The sequence below is a fragment of the Streptomyces sp. DH41 genome, assembly GCF_029813785.1.
GTDB lineage: Bacteria > Actinomycetota > Actinomycetes > Streptomycetales > Streptomycetaceae > Streptomyces.
The window spans coordinates 32065-47348 of the sequence record NZ_JARVKY010000010.1 but is presented as its reverse complement, the minus strand read 5'-3'; the positions used below and the strand labels follow the sequence as shown (position 1 = coordinate 47348).

Annotated in this window: 14 protein-coding genes, 1 tRNA gene and 1 pseudogene; 12 read left to right on the top strand and 4 right to left on the bottom strand. The window is 70.0% G+C overall.

Annotation, left to right across the window (positions count from 1 at the left end):
- Positions 1–240: 240 nt before the first annotated feature.
- From QC283_RS18100 to QC283_RS18085, 4 genes are all read left to right on the top strand, one after another.
- Positions 241–1536: a M6 family metalloprotease domain-containing protein gene (locus QC283_RS18100; protein ID WP_279562585.1), complete on the top strand. Its 1296-nt coding sequence runs from the start codon at positions 241–243 to the stop codon at positions 1534–1536.
- A gap of 248 nt (positions 1537–1784) precedes the next feature.
- Positions 1785–3434 carry an IclR family transcriptional regulator domain-containing protein gene (locus QC283_RS18095; RefSeq protein ID WP_443032642.1) on the top strand — a complete coding sequence of 550 codons (1650 nt, stop codon included), beginning with the start codon at positions 1785–1787 and terminating at the stop codon, positions 3432–3434.
- Positions 3435–3478: 44 nt separating this feature from the next.
- Positions 3479–3551, top strand: a tRNA-Arg gene (locus QC283_RS18090).
- A gap of 112 nt (positions 3552–3663) precedes the next feature.
- A complete protein-coding gene (locus tag QC283_RS18085; RefSeq protein WP_279562583.1) occupies positions 3664–4011 on the top strand; it encodes a hypothetical protein in 348 nt (115 codons plus the stop codon).
- Positions 4012–4101: 90 nt separating this feature from the next.
- Here the strand turns inward: QC283_RS18085 and QC283_RS18080 are convergent, their stop codons facing one another.
- Both QC283_RS18080 and QC283_RS18075 read right to left on the bottom strand, forming a co-directional pair.
- Positions 4102–5340, bottom strand: a complete 1239-nt coding sequence (locus QC283_RS18080) for a tyrosine-type recombinase/integrase (protein WP_279562582.1) — start codon at positions 5338–5340, stop codon at positions 4102–4104.
- Complete coding sequence (locus QC283_RS18075) at positions 5341–5622, bottom strand: helix-turn-helix domain-containing protein (protein WP_279562581.1); 282 nt, start codon at positions 5620–5622, stop codon at positions 5341–5343.
- Between the two features lie 386 nt (positions 5623–6008).
- On the opposite strand from QC283_RS18075, the gene QC283_RS18070 reads away from it, so the two are divergent.
- The 5 genes from QC283_RS18070 to QC283_RS18050 all read left to right on the top strand — a co-directional run bounded on the left by QC283_RS18070 (position 6009) and on the right by QC283_RS18050 (position 11138).
- Positions 6009–6245: a helix-turn-helix transcriptional regulator gene (locus QC283_RS18070; protein ID WP_210903622.1), complete on the top strand. Its 237-nt coding sequence runs from the start codon at positions 6009–6011 to the stop codon at positions 6243–6245.
- Positions 6246–6391: 146 nt separating this feature from the next.
- Complete coding sequence (locus tag QC283_RS18065) at positions 6392–7672, top strand: DUF3631 domain-containing protein (RefSeq protein WP_279562580.1); 1281 nt, start codon at positions 6392–6394, stop codon at positions 7670–7672.
- Positions 7673–7879: 207 nt separating this feature from the next.
- Positions 7880–8686, top strand: coding sequence for a DUF2637 domain-containing protein (locus QC283_RS18060; protein ID WP_443032641.1), 807 nt, complete (start codon positions 7880–7882; stop codon positions 8684–8686).
- A 236-nt stretch (positions 8687–8922) separates the two neighbouring features.
- Positions 8923–9441, top strand: coding sequence for a plasmid mobilization relaxosome protein MobC (gene mobC / locus QC283_RS18055; RefSeq protein WP_336620648.1), 519 nt, complete (start codon positions 8923–8925; stop codon positions 9439–9441).
- On the top strand, positions 9438–11138 hold the full coding sequence (locus QC283_RS18050) for a relaxase/mobilization nuclease domain-containing protein (protein WP_279562578.1): 1701 nt from the start codon (positions 9438–9440) through the stop codon (positions 11136–11138). Before mobC ends, QC283_RS18050 begins: the two co-directional genes overlap by 4 nt.
- Here the strand turns inward: QC283_RS18050 and QC283_RS18045 are convergent, their stop codons facing one another.
- Both QC283_RS18045 and QC283_RS18040 read right to left on the bottom strand, forming a co-directional pair.
- Positions 11139–11684 (bottom strand): flavoprotein, encoded by a 546-nt coding sequence (locus tag QC283_RS18045; RefSeq protein ID WP_279562577.1) that lies wholly within the window; start codon positions 11682–11684, stop codon positions 11139–11141.
- The gene (locus QC283_RS18040; RefSeq protein WP_279562576.1) at positions 11681–12952 is read right to left on the bottom strand and encodes a helix-turn-helix domain-containing protein; all 1272 of its coding nucleotides are present in this window, start codon (positions 12950–12952) and stop codon (positions 11681–11683) included. Before QC283_RS18040 ends, QC283_RS18045 begins: the two co-directional genes overlap by 4 nt.
- A 176-nt stretch (positions 12953–13128) precedes the next feature.
- Here QC283_RS18040 and QC283_RS18035 point away from each other — a divergent pair, with 176 nt between their 5' ends.
- The 3 genes and pseudogenes from QC283_RS18035 to QC283_RS18025 all read left to right on the top strand — a co-directional run bounded on the left by QC283_RS18035 (position 13129) and on the right by QC283_RS18025 (position 15259).
- Complete coding sequence (locus tag QC283_RS18035) at positions 13129–13569, top strand: ATP-binding protein (RefSeq protein ID WP_279562575.1); 441 nt, start codon at positions 13129–13131, stop codon at positions 13567–13569.
- Positions 13569–14276: pseudogene (locus QC283_RS18030) on the top strand (UDP-N-acetylglucosamine 1-carboxyvinyltransferase); the annotation flags it as partial. The gene QC283_RS18035 and the pseudogene QC283_RS18030, both read left to right, overlap by 1 nt.
- 86 nt (positions 14277–14362) lie before the next feature.
- Entirely contained in the window at positions 14363–15259 is an 897-nt protein-coding gene (locus QC283_RS18025; RefSeq protein WP_279562574.1) for a phosphorothioated DNA-binding restriction endonuclease, read from the top strand.
- The last annotated feature ends 25 nt before the right edge of the window (positions 15260–15284 follow it).

Genomic DNA, 15284 nt, shown 5'->3' with positions numbered 1-15284 from the left:
GGTTATTTCCGAGACCCGAAGAGATTCACCGTGACCCGCGTCACACACCCACGCCTCGGTGAGGACGTCCGAGCGAGAGCACCAACGCCCCCGGCCCCTCACCGTCGTCCCCCGCTCGGCGGGCTACCGGCGAGAAACCCACGATCGGCTCCGCCAGCGCGCGCCCGCGACCCCCTCGGCACAGGGTGAGCGCAAGGGTGCAGCCGGTGTCGGGCGGCTGCCGTGGTCCGGGAGGTCCGCATGCAGCCGCCGCAGGCGCAGCCGCCGAGCCGCCGGATACGCCCGCGCCGGCTGGCCGCGATCGCGACCGTCACGGTCGTGACCTTCGCCGTCAGTACCTCGGCGGGCACCGGCCGGCTCGCGCCGGGCACCACGACGGCGGGCCCGGGCCCGGCCATCCTCTCCCGTTCCTCCGCGCACGGTCCCTGCATGATCAGCGGCGGCCCCGAGATCCAGATGTCCGAGGGCGTCCCGACCTCCGCCGGCTACGCCCGCTCCACCGGCACCGTCCGCGCCCTGAACCTGATGATCGACTTCTCGGACGCGCCCGGCGAGGGCAAGGCGCTCGACCGCTACGCGGAGTTCTTCCCCCAGACCGCGAAATGGTTCAGCACCAGTTCCTACGGCCGCCTCGACTACCGCCCCGAGACCCCGATCCGCGACTGGCTGCGCATGCCGAAGTCGTTCGCGGAGTACGGCATAGAGCGCGGCGCGCCCTTCGAGCCCGGCTACCGCGAACTGGTCGAGGACCTGGTCACCGCGGCCGACGCGAAGGTCGACTTCCGCGCGTACGACCTCCTGAACGTGCTGGTCACACCGAACGCGGGCCCCTCCGCCCTGGACACGGTCCTGTCCGTCACCTTCGCCGGCAACACCCAGGCCCCCGTCGCCGACGGCGTGCCCGTGGCCAACGCGTCCTTCGTCTACTCCCGCCAGGACGACGGCTCCGGCTCCTACGACGCCACCGGCTACCGGGTACTCCCCCACGAGAACGGCCACGTCTTCGGCCTCCCGGACCTCTACACCCAGGAGGGCGGAGGAGCCGTCGGCCACTGGGACATCATGAGCGAGGACTGGGGCGCCAACAACGACCTCCTCGGCTGGCACAAGTGGAAACTGGGCTGGCTGGACCGCACCCAGGTGCACTGCGCGTCGGCGCCGGGGACGACGGAGTACGAACTGACACCTCTGGCCCGCAAGGGCGGCGACAAGCTGGTGGTCGTCCCGCTGGACGGCACCTCCGGCTACGCGGTCGAGCTGCGCACCCGCGAGGGCAACGACGAGGTGGTGTGCCGTCCGGGCGTACTGATCTACAAGATCGACGCGGACGTGGACACGGGGATGGGCCCGGTGACGGTCTACGACTCCCGCCGGGACAGCGGCGGCTGCACCCGCAGCCCGAACGTCCACGCCGAACTCTCGGACGCCGCCTTCACACCGGGCGAGACCTTCAAGGACCCGCGCCGGGGCATCACGATCGCGGTGTCCGGGGCGGACCTGAAAGGCGACCACCAGGTGCGGGTCACCCGCAGGTGACGCCTCGGACGGCAGCCGCCGGGGTCACCGCGCCCTCCCGACCGGGATTACGGTAGGCCTGCCGCGACCGCCGCACCGGAGAGCCGATGCCCGCCAACACCGACACCACGAACGACACCGCCCCCGAACGGGCAGCCACGCCACAGGGCACGGAGACCGCCGCGGCACGGGGTACGGAAATCTCCGCGTCACGGGGCACACGGGCCGACGGGGGCACACCGGGCGAGACGGTGGCACGGAACGACGAGATGCCACCGGCCGAGGCACCGGCACCGAACCACGAAGTGACAGCGACACCGGCCAAAGCGCCGACACCGGCCGAAGCGCCGGCACCGGGGGAAGCGGTGGCACCGGCCGAAGCGGTGGCACCGCTGCTGCGCGGCATCGCCGTACTGCGGCGGCTGACCGAAGCCGACAGCGGCGGCACCCTCAGCCTCAGCGGCCTGGAGAAGGCCACCGGCCTGGCCCGCTCCACGGTCGACCGCGTCACGGCGACCCTCGCCCGCATGGGATACGTCCGCCTGGACGGCCGCGACGTGACCCTCGCCCCCCGCCTGATGGAACTGGGCAACGCCTACCTCGCCGCCCTCCGCCTCCCCGCCCTCCTCTCCTCCCGGGCCGACGCCCTGGCCGACGAACTGGACGAGTCGGTCTCCCTCGCGGTCGGCGACCGCGACGGCATCCGCTTCATCCACCAGGCCACCCGCCGCCGCGCGATGTCCCTGAGCTTCCGCATCGGCGACCTGCTCCCCGCCGAACGCACCGCGCCGGGCCCGCTGCTCGCCATGGAGTGGACGGAGACCGACTGGCACCACTGGCACACCCGCCGGGCGGCGGACCCGGAGGACCGCGCCTTCCCCGCCGTCCCCGCACGCGACCGCCCCGCCCAGGACCACGACTTCCCGCACCGCACGGCCACCGCGGCGACCAACGACTACTCCCTGGACGACCAGCTGATCGAACCGGGCCTGGTCGCGGTCTCGGTACCCGTACGGGACCCGGGCACCGGCCGGGTGGCATGCGTGGCGAGCGTGGTGAGCCACACCAGCCGCCACACGGCCGAGGACCTGCGAACGACCCTGCTCCCCCGCCTCCGCTCGACGGTGCGGTCGATGGAGAACGACCTGCGCACCGCCCCACCGCCAGAACCGGCGACCCCCCGCACCGGCCTCGCCACCTGGACGGCCGCGTCCAAACACGAGCTGGGCCGGGAGTTCATCGAATCCCTGGCCCGCGGCCTGACGGTACTGACGGCCTTCGGCGAGGACCGCCCGGCGCTGACCCTCACGGAGGTCGCGAAGGCGACGGGACTGGCCCGGGCGACAGCCCGCCGGGCCCTCATCACCCACGAACACGCGGGCCTGGTGACGCAGACCGCCGACCACACCTTCACCCTCACCCCCCGAGTCCTCTCCCTCGGCTTCCCGCCCCTCTCCCGCACCTCCCTCCCCCAGATCGCCCAGCCCCACCTGACCGCCCTCGCCGACCACGTCCACGAGTCGGCCTCGCTGGCCGTCCTGGCGGACTCGGGCGAGGAGATCCAGTACACGGCCCGGGCGTCCACGGGCCGCGTGATGAGCGCCCGCGTCACAGTAGGCACCCGCCTCCCGGCCCGAGCGACCGCACTGGGCCGCGTCCTCCTCTCCCTCCCGGAGGTCCGCTCACAGGACTACGCGCTGGTCGACGAGGAACTGGAGCCCGGCCTGCGCTCCATCGCCGTCCCGGTACGCGACCGCACGGGCCGCGTGGTGGCCGCGGTGAACGTGGCGATGCACGCCGCCCGCCGGACGACACGGTCCTGCGTGACGGAGATCCTGCCCGCCCTCACCGAAACGGCGGGCCACATCGAGGCAGACCTCCGAGTAGCGGGCCGCTTCCGCCACGTCCCCCTGACCTGACCACCCGCTACACTGTCGGCGGTGGCACAGCCACAGCACCACCGGCCTTCGTAGCTCAGGGGATAGAGCACCGCTCTCCTAAAGCGGGTGTCGCAGGTTCGAATCCTGCCGGGGGCACAGAGAAACACCTGGTCAGAGGCCCTTCCGTCCATCGGACGGGAGGGCCTTCGTACTCGCAGCACACATATGGCACACACGGGCTGCGGGCAGAGGTGGGGAGCTGTGCGACATGCCCGCGAAGGACGAGCTGGCCCGGCGCCGGCACGAGAAGCTGGTCGACCGGCTTGAGACGTTGATGCGGGCCGGCCTGAAGCCGCAGTACGAGGGCTACTACGGTCAGCTGATCCTGAGCCGCGACGATCTCACGGAGGTGGGCGAGCTAAAAGATGTCCGGCGAGCCGCTCGGGAGGCCGGGGGACGTCTCGGCTGGAAGGTGACCACCCAGCTCGTCGACGGCAGGCTCTTCGTGCTGGACCAACGGGAGGTTCCGGAGGAGATCGAGCGGCTGGCCGGCCATGCGGCCGCCGACGCCATCGACCGGGCCCGGGACGAAGCTCGCCAACCACGGCTGACCTGAACCGCAGGCGAGGCGGAGGGCGCCGCCGACCGCTCTGCTGCGGCGATCGGCGCCCTCGCTCACGGCTTCCCGGCACGGATCAGGCACACGTCACGCCGAATCCTCCTCCAGAGCAACCACTGCTTCCGCGGCCTCCCGGGCCTTCCGTTCCGCCTTCTCCAGCTTGGCCTTGGCCTTGGCCAGCTGCTTGGAACGCCGCTTGTGCATCTTCTTCGACACCTCGTCCAAGCGGTCCGGGAAGAGGTGACCGTACGTGTCCAGGGTCAGCGTCGCGGACTTGTGGCCCAGCATCGTCTGAACGACGTTGACATCCGCACCGCTGGCGATGGCCAGCGAGGCCGCCGTGTGGCGCAGCTTGTGCGGGGTCACCTTGAGATGCCCCAGCCCCGCCTGCGCGACCGCCGGCGCGAAGAACCGCTGACGGAAGTTGCGAGCCCGCAGGGGGCCACCCTGGGGTGCCGTGAAGAGCAACTCCTCATCGCCCCGTTCCTGGACATAGGGCTTTAGCTCCTCGACCAGGAAGCGCGGAATCGGCACGGACCGGCGCTCGTGGTTCTTGGGGGTGTCGAGGTAGAGCTTCCCGCTGTCCTCGACGTACGCCTCGACGATGTGGACCCTGCAGACGGCCAGATCCACACGGCCCACCTTCAACGCCGATGCTTCGCCCCACCGCAGACCGGTGTAGGCCAAGAGCTGAATGAACACCCGGTAGGCGCCCGCTGCGTTCGCCAGTGCCTCGACCTGCATGTCGTCGAGGTATACGTGGTCGGTCGGGGCCGCCTTCGGCAGAGGCACTCCAAGGGCCGGATTGACGGCCAGGCGGCGGGCCTTTACCGCGAAACCGAGGACACGGCTGAGCACCACGTACGCCTTGCGGACCGACCGTGGGCTGAGCTTCCGACCACCTGTCGCCTGGCCGGACAGCATGTCAGCCAGCCACTCGGCGACGTCCTCGAAGTGAATGCGGTCGAGCGGAGTAGTACCCCATCTCGGGATCACATGGACATCGAGAACGCCCCGGTACCGGTTGCGCGTCGGGCGCTTCAGGTGGATCTGGGCGGCGAGCCAGGAGTCCGCGACCTCCGCGAACTTAACGCGCGCGGCAGCCGGGTCGCGGTAAGAGCCGTCGTTGAGACGGGACTCCATCTTCAACCGCTCGGCATCGGCATCGACCTTGCGGGCCAAGGTCTTCATCTTCGGCTTGCCGTCGGGACCGTACCAGCGAACCCGGTAGCGCCCCGGTGGCATGCGACCCGCCCGCTTGGCCTCGGCCACCGCCCGCACGTAGGCCGCGTGGCTGATGCGGTCCTCAATCCAGACGCGTGCCAACTAGCGCCCCTCTCGGTCGGTACCGGACGAGGATGCGAACGGCAGAAGCAGGGCCGTCGGAGGAACTCCGAGCGCGGCAGCGATCACGACGAGGTCGTCGACATCACAACGGCGGTACGCGCGTTCCGTCCGGCTGAGAGCAGTGTTGGTCATCGGACGTCCGAGAGCCGAGCATCCAGCGGCGAGTTGATGCTGGGTCAGGCCGCGGCTGAGGCGTATGCGCTCTATAGCCTGGGCGGCATGGAGGCCAGCGGGGCCGATTTCAATGGGTCGAGTTGCCATGACATGTAGCTCTAACTCGCGGCCAGTCCTTTTGGCAAGAGTTGGTTCTTAAACTCTACAGAATCCATTTCCGGCAGGAGCGCCATTCTCCCGTTACATTCCCCGGAGACGGGTAGAACGAAGCACCTTCACCGCTCCAACGGGCACCGAATAGCTAGCACAGTGCACCCGCCCCGCCAGCTTGCACCCGTCGCGACCTGCCGCCACTACCCCTCCGGGCATCTCGGAACGCGCTTTTTGGTCAACCGCCGATTCACCCTTACGGTTACGCCTCCCGCGCTCACCAACGGGAACTTCTGGAGCCTTCTAGAACCAACTCTGGACTTCTCCGCCCAGGGTGTGGCTGTGTTGTCCACGCAGTTGTCCGAAACCGAAAAGGGAGCCCTATGCCGAGCCTTTCCCCTCGTCCTGCCCACACCGCCGCCGACGCCAACCGACGCGGCCCCCTCGCCACCCCGGCGGAAGTCGCCGAGTACCTCGGGGTGCCGGTCAAGACGCTCTACCAGTGGAAGTACCGGGGCATCGGCCCCAACGTGCACAAGGTCGGCCGTCACCTGCGCTACCGCTGGGCCGAGGTGGATGCCTGGCTGAACGCCCAGGCCGCGTACGACCTCGCCGTCTGAGACCACCACACGGGAAAGCGAAGCGGCTCCCGGCGAGCCACCGCCGGGAGCCGCGTGGCCCCTTCCCACATCGCCCCTTGCCAGAAAACGATCTGTCTCGGTGAGTCCGGACCTTGCCCGTCCGAACTCACCAGGGAGGAACGCCTGTGGACGAATCTACGACCTCTCCAACCCCCACCGCACCCGCCGTCACCCCGCCTTGGCCACCCGTGGCCATCCCCGGCCAGGGCCCGGCGTCCGGTCCCTCATCCAGCGAGCGTGATCGGACGGGTAGCTCCAACGAAGGCGCCGGCCTGCTGGACGAGCTGCGCGCAGCGATCGCCCGGTACGTGATCCTGCCAAGTGGCGAGGCGCTGACCGCCGTCACGCTGTGGGTGGCGGCCACGCACATCCAGCCCGCACTGCAGCACGCTCCGCGCCTGGCGGTGGTCGGGCCGGCGAAGCGGTGCGGCAAGTCCCGCCTGCTGGACGTGATCACGGAGACGGCGCACGACCCGCTGATCACCGTGAACACCAGCCCACCTGTCGTCTTCCGTGCCATCGGTGACGACCCGCCCACTCTGCTGGTGGACGAGGCCGACACCATCTTCGGCAGCGTCAAGGCCGCCGAGAAGAACGAGGAACTGCGCGGCCTGCTCAACGCCGGCCACCAGCGCAACCGGCCCGCCCTGCGGATCTCCGGCCCCGAGCACAAGACGCGGAAGTTCCCTACCTTCGCCATGGCCGCGCTTGCCGGCATCGGCGCCCTGCCGGACACGGTCATGGACCGGGCGGTGGTGATCCGCATGCAACGCCGCAAGGACGGCGAGCGCGTCGAGCAGTTCCGCTCCCGCCGCGACATCCCAGCCCTGCACGCTCTGCGGGACCGCTTGGCGGCCTGGATCCGTCCGCTCATGGACACCGCCGCGGACGTGGTACCGCGGATGCCGGTGCAGGATCGCGCGGCGGACACCTGGGAACCGCTCGTGATCGTCGCGGAGCTGGCCGGCGGCACCTGGCCCGAGGACGCGCGCGCTGCATGCGCGGCCATGTGCGCCGCCGAGGCGGACAAGGACGACGAGTCCAACCTCAAGACCCGCCTGCTGCAGGACATCCGGCGCGCCTTCGCCCGCTGCGGCGACCCGGACATCATGCGCACCCGGGACCTGCTGGAGGAGCTTCTCAAGGACCAGGAGGCTCCGTGGGCCGAGTACGGCACCACCGGCCTCAGCCCACGCCACCTTGGGCTCCTCCTGAAGGACTTCGACATCAAGGCCGCCACCCTCCGCTTCGAGGGCGGCAGGCAGGCCAAGGGCTTCGCGCGCCTCCGCTTCACCGACGCCTGGGCGCGGTACTGCCCGGAGGAGTCCGCCTCCGGGAACGGTGACGAGAGCGCCCCGACAGGCCCGGACCCGCACCCGCACCCGCACCCGCACCCGCACCCGTAAAGACTCGTCGCACCCGTCGCATCGCAGGTCAACCCCGTGACGGGTGTCGTCGCTGCGACGAGTCGTCTCGTACCACGACGATCACCCGTACCTGCTCTGACCAGCCGTGCGACGGGTGCGACGGGTCCGCCACCTCTCTGCCCACCATCCCTCCCCGCTTGGAGCACCCGCTTGCCCGTACGCACCACCGCGACCCCAGTACCGATGATGACCGCCGCGATCCGCCTGGGAGTCGCTCTGGTCGGCACGATCGGCTTCGCCCTCTCGTACGACGCCCTGCGGCAGATGGCAGTGGCCATCCACATCCGCGGAGCGCTGACGTACGCCTTCCCGCTCGTGATCGACGGGTTCATCGCCATCGGCGTCGCGGCCCTGCTCATCCTGCGAGCCGCCCCCTGGCGATCTCGCCTCTACGTCTGGGCCCTCGTCGGCGTCGCCACCATCACGAGCATCTGGGCGAACGCCCTGCACGCAGTCCGTCTCAACCAGGAGAGCGACGCCGCCGGGCTCCACCTGGACGACCTCACCGTCGGCGCCCTGTCGGCCATCGCCCCGCTCGCGCTCGCCGGAGCCGTCCACCTGGATCTCGTCATACGCCGCCACCCCACTGGTCGGCACTCGACTGAACCGGTCAGTGCTCAGCGCCACACTCACGTCGAGGACTTGCTGCGACCCGCTCCGGACAGCGACACGGCCGATGCATCGAAGGACGCGGCACAAGCACGGCATGAAGTTGTGGCGGAGGACATCGCGGACGTGGCGGACCCTCCGGCCGAAGTGGCGGAGGCGCGTCAGCCTCACAGCCAGATCAAGGGTCGGCAGCCCAGCGCTTCCACGGAAACGCTCCTGGCTCTCGGCCGCGCCGCGCCCCTGGGCCGCCAAGGACGTATCTCCCGCCGCCACGTCGAAGCGGCGATCCGAGCCCAGGGCCACCCCGTCGGCAAAGACCGCCTCACCGAGATCACACGCCGCCTGCAGGCCGAACTCGACCGTACGCCCGAGCGCGCCTCCTAGCGCGCTGACCGGTCGGTACCGCCCGTCATCGCGCTGCTCAGCGAGTGGTCAGAGGGCGGAGCCGACCGCCCCTGGCACATCCCGTCCGCCGACCCCTAGTAAGGACTGCCCCGGTGCGCGAAACCCGACGTGACCTGCCCTCCGGACAGCGGGAGATGACCACGAGCGTCACCCAGCCAGCAAGGTATGCCGTTGGACCGTCCAAGGGGCGGTCCAACGGGAGTTCCGCCCCGGGGGTGGCGGAGACCCACGGGCGCCAGGGGGCACCCGAGGAAGGACAACGCGTCCAGGCCACCCCCGTCGTCCTCCCTCGTGCCGCCGAAGCCGCCGCCCTGCACCGCATCGCCCGCCGCCGCAAGCGCAAAGACACCCAGCGCAAAGAACGCGTCGACGTGCGCTACAGCATCGAAGAGAAGAGCGCCATCCTCGCCAAGGCCCGGTCGCTCAACATCGCTGGCGCCCACTACGTCGGTGCCGTCGTCATGGCTCACATCCACGGCGATCTCGCCCTGCCCGGCCAGCGCACCCCGCTGGACGACTACATCGACGAGCTGACCGCCCTGCGCGAGCAGATCGCCAAGATCGGCAACAACGCCAACCAAATCGCCCGGAAGCTCAACTCCGGCGGCCATCCACACCCTGGGGACACTGCCGCCCTCGCCCAGACAGAGCGCACCCTGAACGCGGTCCGAGCAGCCATCAGCGAGATCGCCGCAGCTGCGAACCTGACCGTCACCAACAAGGCCGCCCGGTGATCGCCAAGATCAGCAGCGGAAAGGACACGGCCGGCCTGATCCGCTACCTGTTCGACACCAAGAAGGCCAAAGACCACACCGACCCCCACCTCGTCGCTTCCTGGGACGGCTTCGCTCCCGACCCCGGCCGCACGGACGACTTCACCGCCACGAAGAGGCTGCTGGTGGCCGACCTCGACCTGCGCGTCAAGCAAGCCCGCCGACTCGGCCGAGCACCCGAACGGCACGTCTGGCAATGCTCCCTCCGCGCCGCCACGACCGACCGCCACCTCAGCGATGAGGAGTGGGCCGACATAGCCCGCCGCGTCGTGGCCGCCACCGGCATCGCGCCACAAGACGACCCGGACGGCTGCCGCTGGGTTGCCGTCCGCCACGCCCCCGACCACATCCACATCGCCGCCACCAAGGTCCGCGGCGATCTCCGCCCCGCCCGCCACTGGAACGACTACCTCACCGCAGACCGCGAACTCGCCACCATCGAAAAGGAGTACGGACTCCTTCGAGTCCTCCGCGGAGACCGCACCGCCGCCAAACGCTCCACCCGCGCCGAGCAGGAAAAGGCGCACCGCCAAGGGCAGGACAAGTCGGCTCGTGAGCGCCTACACAACATCGTCCGCACTGCCGTGGCCGCCTCCATCAGCACCGAGGAGTTCATCCGCCTGCTCAGCCATACCGAGGGCGTGTTGGTCGAGGCCGTGTACTTCCCTTCTGGCGACGTACGCGGCTACAAGGTCGCCAGCAAAGACAACCTCACTGCCGGCAAGGAACCCATCTGGTACTCCGGTTCCACGCTCGCCCCGGACCTGTCCCTCCCCAGAATTCGAACACGTCTAAAGGCCACCGACCAGCCGAGCAGGCGCCCTCCTCGGTCTCCCAACCCGTGGCACCAGGCCACCTCCGCCACCGAGCGCATCCCCCACCACCTCACCGGTCACGACGACCGAGCCTCCCAGGCCCACCTCGCCGCATTCGGTGAAGCCCTGGACGCCCTGCCGCTCCTCTCCCCCGCGCCCATCCGCGCTCGTCTCCGCGAAGCCGCTTCCGCCTTCGAGCGCGCCACGCGCTCCCGCATTCGGGCCGAACACGACCACACCCGCGCCCTGCGAAGCGCCACACGGGCGATGCTCCGCGAGCCCGCACCAAGCGACGGTACGGCGCTGGCGATGCTCCTCGATGCCGCGATCCTGGTCACCATCGCGGCCACCCGCTGGCATCAGCTCCGCCACCACGACCAGCAGGTCGCCGCCGCCCAGCAGGCCCTGCTCCACCTACAAGCCGCCTTCGACCAGGCGGCAGCCGCGCCCCTGGCCGCCCTCATCAGGCGCCGACCGCCACAACCGACTGTGGACCGGTTCGTCCACCACATCCGTCGGGCCGTACCCGAGCACTCGGAGCACGTCATCGCAGATCCCGCCATCGCTGCCCTCACTGCCGCACTCGCCGAAGCGGAGGCACTCGGGCACGACCCGGAACGACTTCTCATCCAGGCCACCGACCAACGTGCCCTGGATGACGCCCGCTCCCCCGCAAGGACTTTGGCCTGGCGGATCCAACGCATCAGCGCACGGCCGACGCCCAACGCACGCGCCCGTGCAGCACAGGCCCACAGGACAGTGCGGCCCGACGGGACACCCAGCACTCCGGCCCACGAGGCAAGCACCGTCACATCCCTGCCACCGGGAGCACGCCGTCGCTGATCACGACCGCGCGGGCAACCTCGGGGCAAGCAGCTCCAGCACTTCCTCCCAGCGGTAGCGGTCGGCCCCACCGCCCGCCTTCGGCCGGTGAGGTTCGTAGGAACCGATCAGGACACCCATCTCGCGCAGCAAATCCAGACTCCTACGGTATGCGGGATGGGCGGCCTGGGCGGAGTTCAGGTACGGCAGCACGGCGACCGGAACGCCCATGGCGGGCGCCTCGCACAGGATCCCCAGCGCAAGGTTGTCGGAGATCCCGGCGGCCCACTTGTTGACCGTGTTGAAGCTGGCCGGGGCGACCGCGATCGCATCCGCAGCACGGCTCGGGCGCGGCTCGCCCGGTGACCGCCAGGTCGAGCGGATGGGGCGGCCGGTCTGTGCCTCGACTGCCTCCGCGTCAAGAAAGCCGAGTCCTTGCGGGGTGGCGACGACACCGACGTCCCAGTGCAGCACATGGGCCGCGGTGATCAGCCGGCCGACATCACCAGCGACCCCGGCCGCGCAGACCACGATCTGGAGGAACGGCTTGTCGTGCTGGTCACTCACGCGGGCACTCCCAGTTGGCGGCTGAAGTGGTGGAGCTCGGGCAGCGCCCGGCGACGGTCCCGGGCTGCCATGTCGGCGACCAGTTCGCGTACGGCCGGGCGGCGGACGTCCTGTGCCGCGCAGCTCTCGGCGATGCGCAGGGCCTGGTAGCCGTCGGCGAGTCTGCCCTGCTGACTGTAGGCGCGGGCGGCCTCCACCCAGAGCGCGGCCCGTCGCTCGGGGACGGGAATGTGCCGCCGCATGAGGGGACGAGCGGTTTGGAGGGCGATTCCGGCATCGCCGAATGAGACAGCCGCGCTGACCTCGTGCAGGGCTACGTTGGTAGGGCTGAAGTTCGCCCAGGCGTCCGGCCTGTCGAATGCGACGTAGCGGGCCACTTCTTTGGCCTCGGTGAGGAAGTCGTGGGTCGTATCGCGGTCGCCGTTTCTGCTGGCGGCGGTAGCTCCGCGGAGCAACAGCAGGCCGACCGCTGCCAGGTAACGGGGCGAGCGTTGATCGTAGGAGCCGCTGAGCTGGTCGACGGTGTGGCGCACCATGTTCACGGCTTGGGCTGTGTGCTTCTCCCGTACGAGCACGTGAGCGTGAACGCGGACGCTGGCGGCGAGTACGACAGGGTCCCCGGACCTTTCCGCCTCGGCCATGGCCCGGCCGGCCGCGAGCCAGGCGTTGCCCTGGTCGGCTCGCTTCAGCAACAGGCTCACCGACGTCTGGTAGGTGGTCGCGAGCAACCCGGACGCCTCCGCCGAACCGGAGGAGCCGCCGGCGACCTGACGCAGGTCGGCGATCAGGCCCGGCAGGGCCTGCTCCAGTTTCGCGTAGTCGCACGTGCAGAACAGCCGGCGCACGGTCCGCGCTCGCTCCCGCAGCTCGTCGATACCGGAGGAGTCACCGGTGGCGGCGGGGCTCGGTCCCGGCAGCAGGACCTGGATCAGGTCGTGGTGCGCCACGGTTGGCGTCGGCGTTGCCGCGAGCGCGGCGACGCTCGCGGCAAGGAAGGTGCGGCGGTGCATGTCCTCGGTTCCGGGATCGCTGGGGCTGGCGTCGGGGGCAGCGGCGAGGCCGAGACGTTGCGGTGGGATGTCCAGTACCTTCGCGATCTCGCGCAGCACGCGCACGTCCTCCGTACCCCTGCCGTTCTCCAGGCGGCTCACCTTCGACTGGTGGTAGCCCAGTGCGGTGGCAACGTCCTTCTGCGAGCGTCGCTGTAATACGCGTGCCTGACGGATGACTTCGCCGATCCGTCCGGCTTCACTCTGTGCGTCGGCCATCTGCGCCACGGCCCCTTCTGCCGTCGCCGATCCTGCCTGCTCAACCGAGCGTAACCGAGCATCGATTGGCCGCGATGCAGCTCCTGCATAAGTGATGCGGCCCCGGCACACGGCATGGTCCCGCTTGCCTCCGGAGCGGTTGCCTGGAGCAGCCGCACCGACCCTGGAGGCAGCTCGTGAAAGCGCACCAGTTCGCACTCTCCGTATCCGCCACACCGAGCGCGGTCACCGCCGCCCGGCACCGGGCCGTGGACGCGATAGAGGGCTGGGACACGGTGCTGGGCAACGAGGTGGTGCACACCGCCGAGCTCGTGATCAGTGAGTTCGTCACCAACGCGGTCCGGCATGCCGAAGCCGGCCCGGTCTCCCTGTCCGTCCGTCTCGACGAGCAGTCACTGCGGATCGAAGTCTGCGACGACTGCCCGGAGCTGCCCCGACCGGGTCTCCCGGATCCGTCTAGAGAGAGCGGCCGAGGTCTGTTCCTCGTGGCCGCGCTCGCGGATCGATACGGCGTCGAGCCGACGGCGGTCGGGAAGTGCTGCTGGGCCGAGATCGCACTGCCCACCAATCCGGACCATCCGATCGTGTCCTCCCTTGTTGCACAGAGGAGTTGCTGATGACGACCACTCGCGTCCCCGGCGTGGCCGCCGAGGTGATCGCCGTTCGTCCGGGCCCACCACTCACCGGGACTGTGACTGTCGACGGCTCCAAGAACGCGGCGCTCCCGCTGGTGGCCGCCGCGGCTGCCCTCGGCTGTCCGGTGAGGCTGAACAACATCCCTGCCAACACGGACGTGCAGACCATGCTCGCGCTGCTCCAAGAGTCGGGCTGGCACGTAGCGCAGCCGGTCGGGAAGCCGACTGCGGCGGTGATTCTGCCGACTGAAAACCAGCCCGTGCGCCCCCACCTGCCCCAGGCCGCGCGTATCCGGGCCTCGTACTACCTGGTGCCGGCCCTGCTCGCCCGGCACGGGGAGGCACGGCTGCCGTGGCCGGGAGGCTGTCGGATCGGCGCACGCGGGATGGATCTGCACTTCAAGGTGTACGAAGCGTTCGGCGACCGGAGTGTCTTGGACGACTCCGGATACCGCGTCGCGGCCGCCAGACGTCGCTATGGCACGGTGTCCCTGGTGCTGCCGTTCCGCTCGCGCGGGGCGACCGTGGCCGCCCTGCTTCGAGCCGTCACCACCGGCCGGCCTCTGCGGCTGGGCGAGCCCAATCTCTCGCCGGAAGTGCTGTATGTGCTGGAGGCCCTGCAGGCGGCGGGCTGGGAAACCCGGGCCAGCGAACGCCTGCTCACCCTCTCGCCGCCCCTCTCGGCACCAGGCCCGCATCGCACCCACGCCCTAGGCAGGCAGCATGCCTGCACAGTGACCACAGCGTGCGGGCGGGCCGTCTACGATCAGCCGCCATGGACTGGCTGGGGCGGATCGCGAAGCTGAGGCAGTGGACCAGGAGTGGAACGCGCGCTCCGCACAAGCCACTGCTGCTCCTGTACGCCCTCGGCCGGTTCCAGGAGGACACCGACGGCGGTTTGCAATACACTGCGGTGGAACAGGATCTGCAGCGACTGCTCATCGAGTACGGCCCACCCAACAAGACGACACCCGCCTACCCCTTCCACCACCTGGTCAGCGACGGGGTATGGGAAGTCCGCACCGATCGCGGACCGGGCAGCCCCGGCAGCGGGGTACGGGACCTCCGGGAGACGGGCGCCACCGGGCGGCTCGCACCGGACTTGAGAGCGGCGCTGCGACGTGAGCCGGACCTGCTCGGCAGAATCGCGCGACTGCTTCTCGACCTGCACTTCCCGCCCTCCCTGCACGGAGAACTGTGTGAAGCCGTTGGCCTGGAGCTGGAGCCGGCGGCGGAAGCTGAGCGGCTCTCGGCAGTACGCAGACAGCGAGACCCTCAGATGCGCGAGCTGGTCCTGACCGCCTACGAGTATCGGTGCGCCTTCTGCGGATACGACGGCAGAATCGGCGCGGTATCCGTCGGGCTGGAGGCCGCCCACGTGCGCTGGTGGGCGTTCGGCGGACCCGACAAGGTCGAGAACGGGCTGTGCCTGTGCGCGCTGCACCACAAGCTCTTCGACAGGGGCGTCCTCGGCGTGGGGGATGATCACCGCATCCTGGTCTCACAACGCTTCGTCGGCCACAGCCCCGCCGCTCGCGAGCACGTCATAGCCCTCGCAGGCCGCCCGCTCATCGGCCCCCAGCCCGGCTCGCGCCCTGTTGCCGCAGCTCACCGCGACTGGCATGCCCAGCAGGTCTTCCACGGCGAACCGCGCCCTGCCACGGCTGCCTGACCCTAGCAGCCACCCACGAGATACC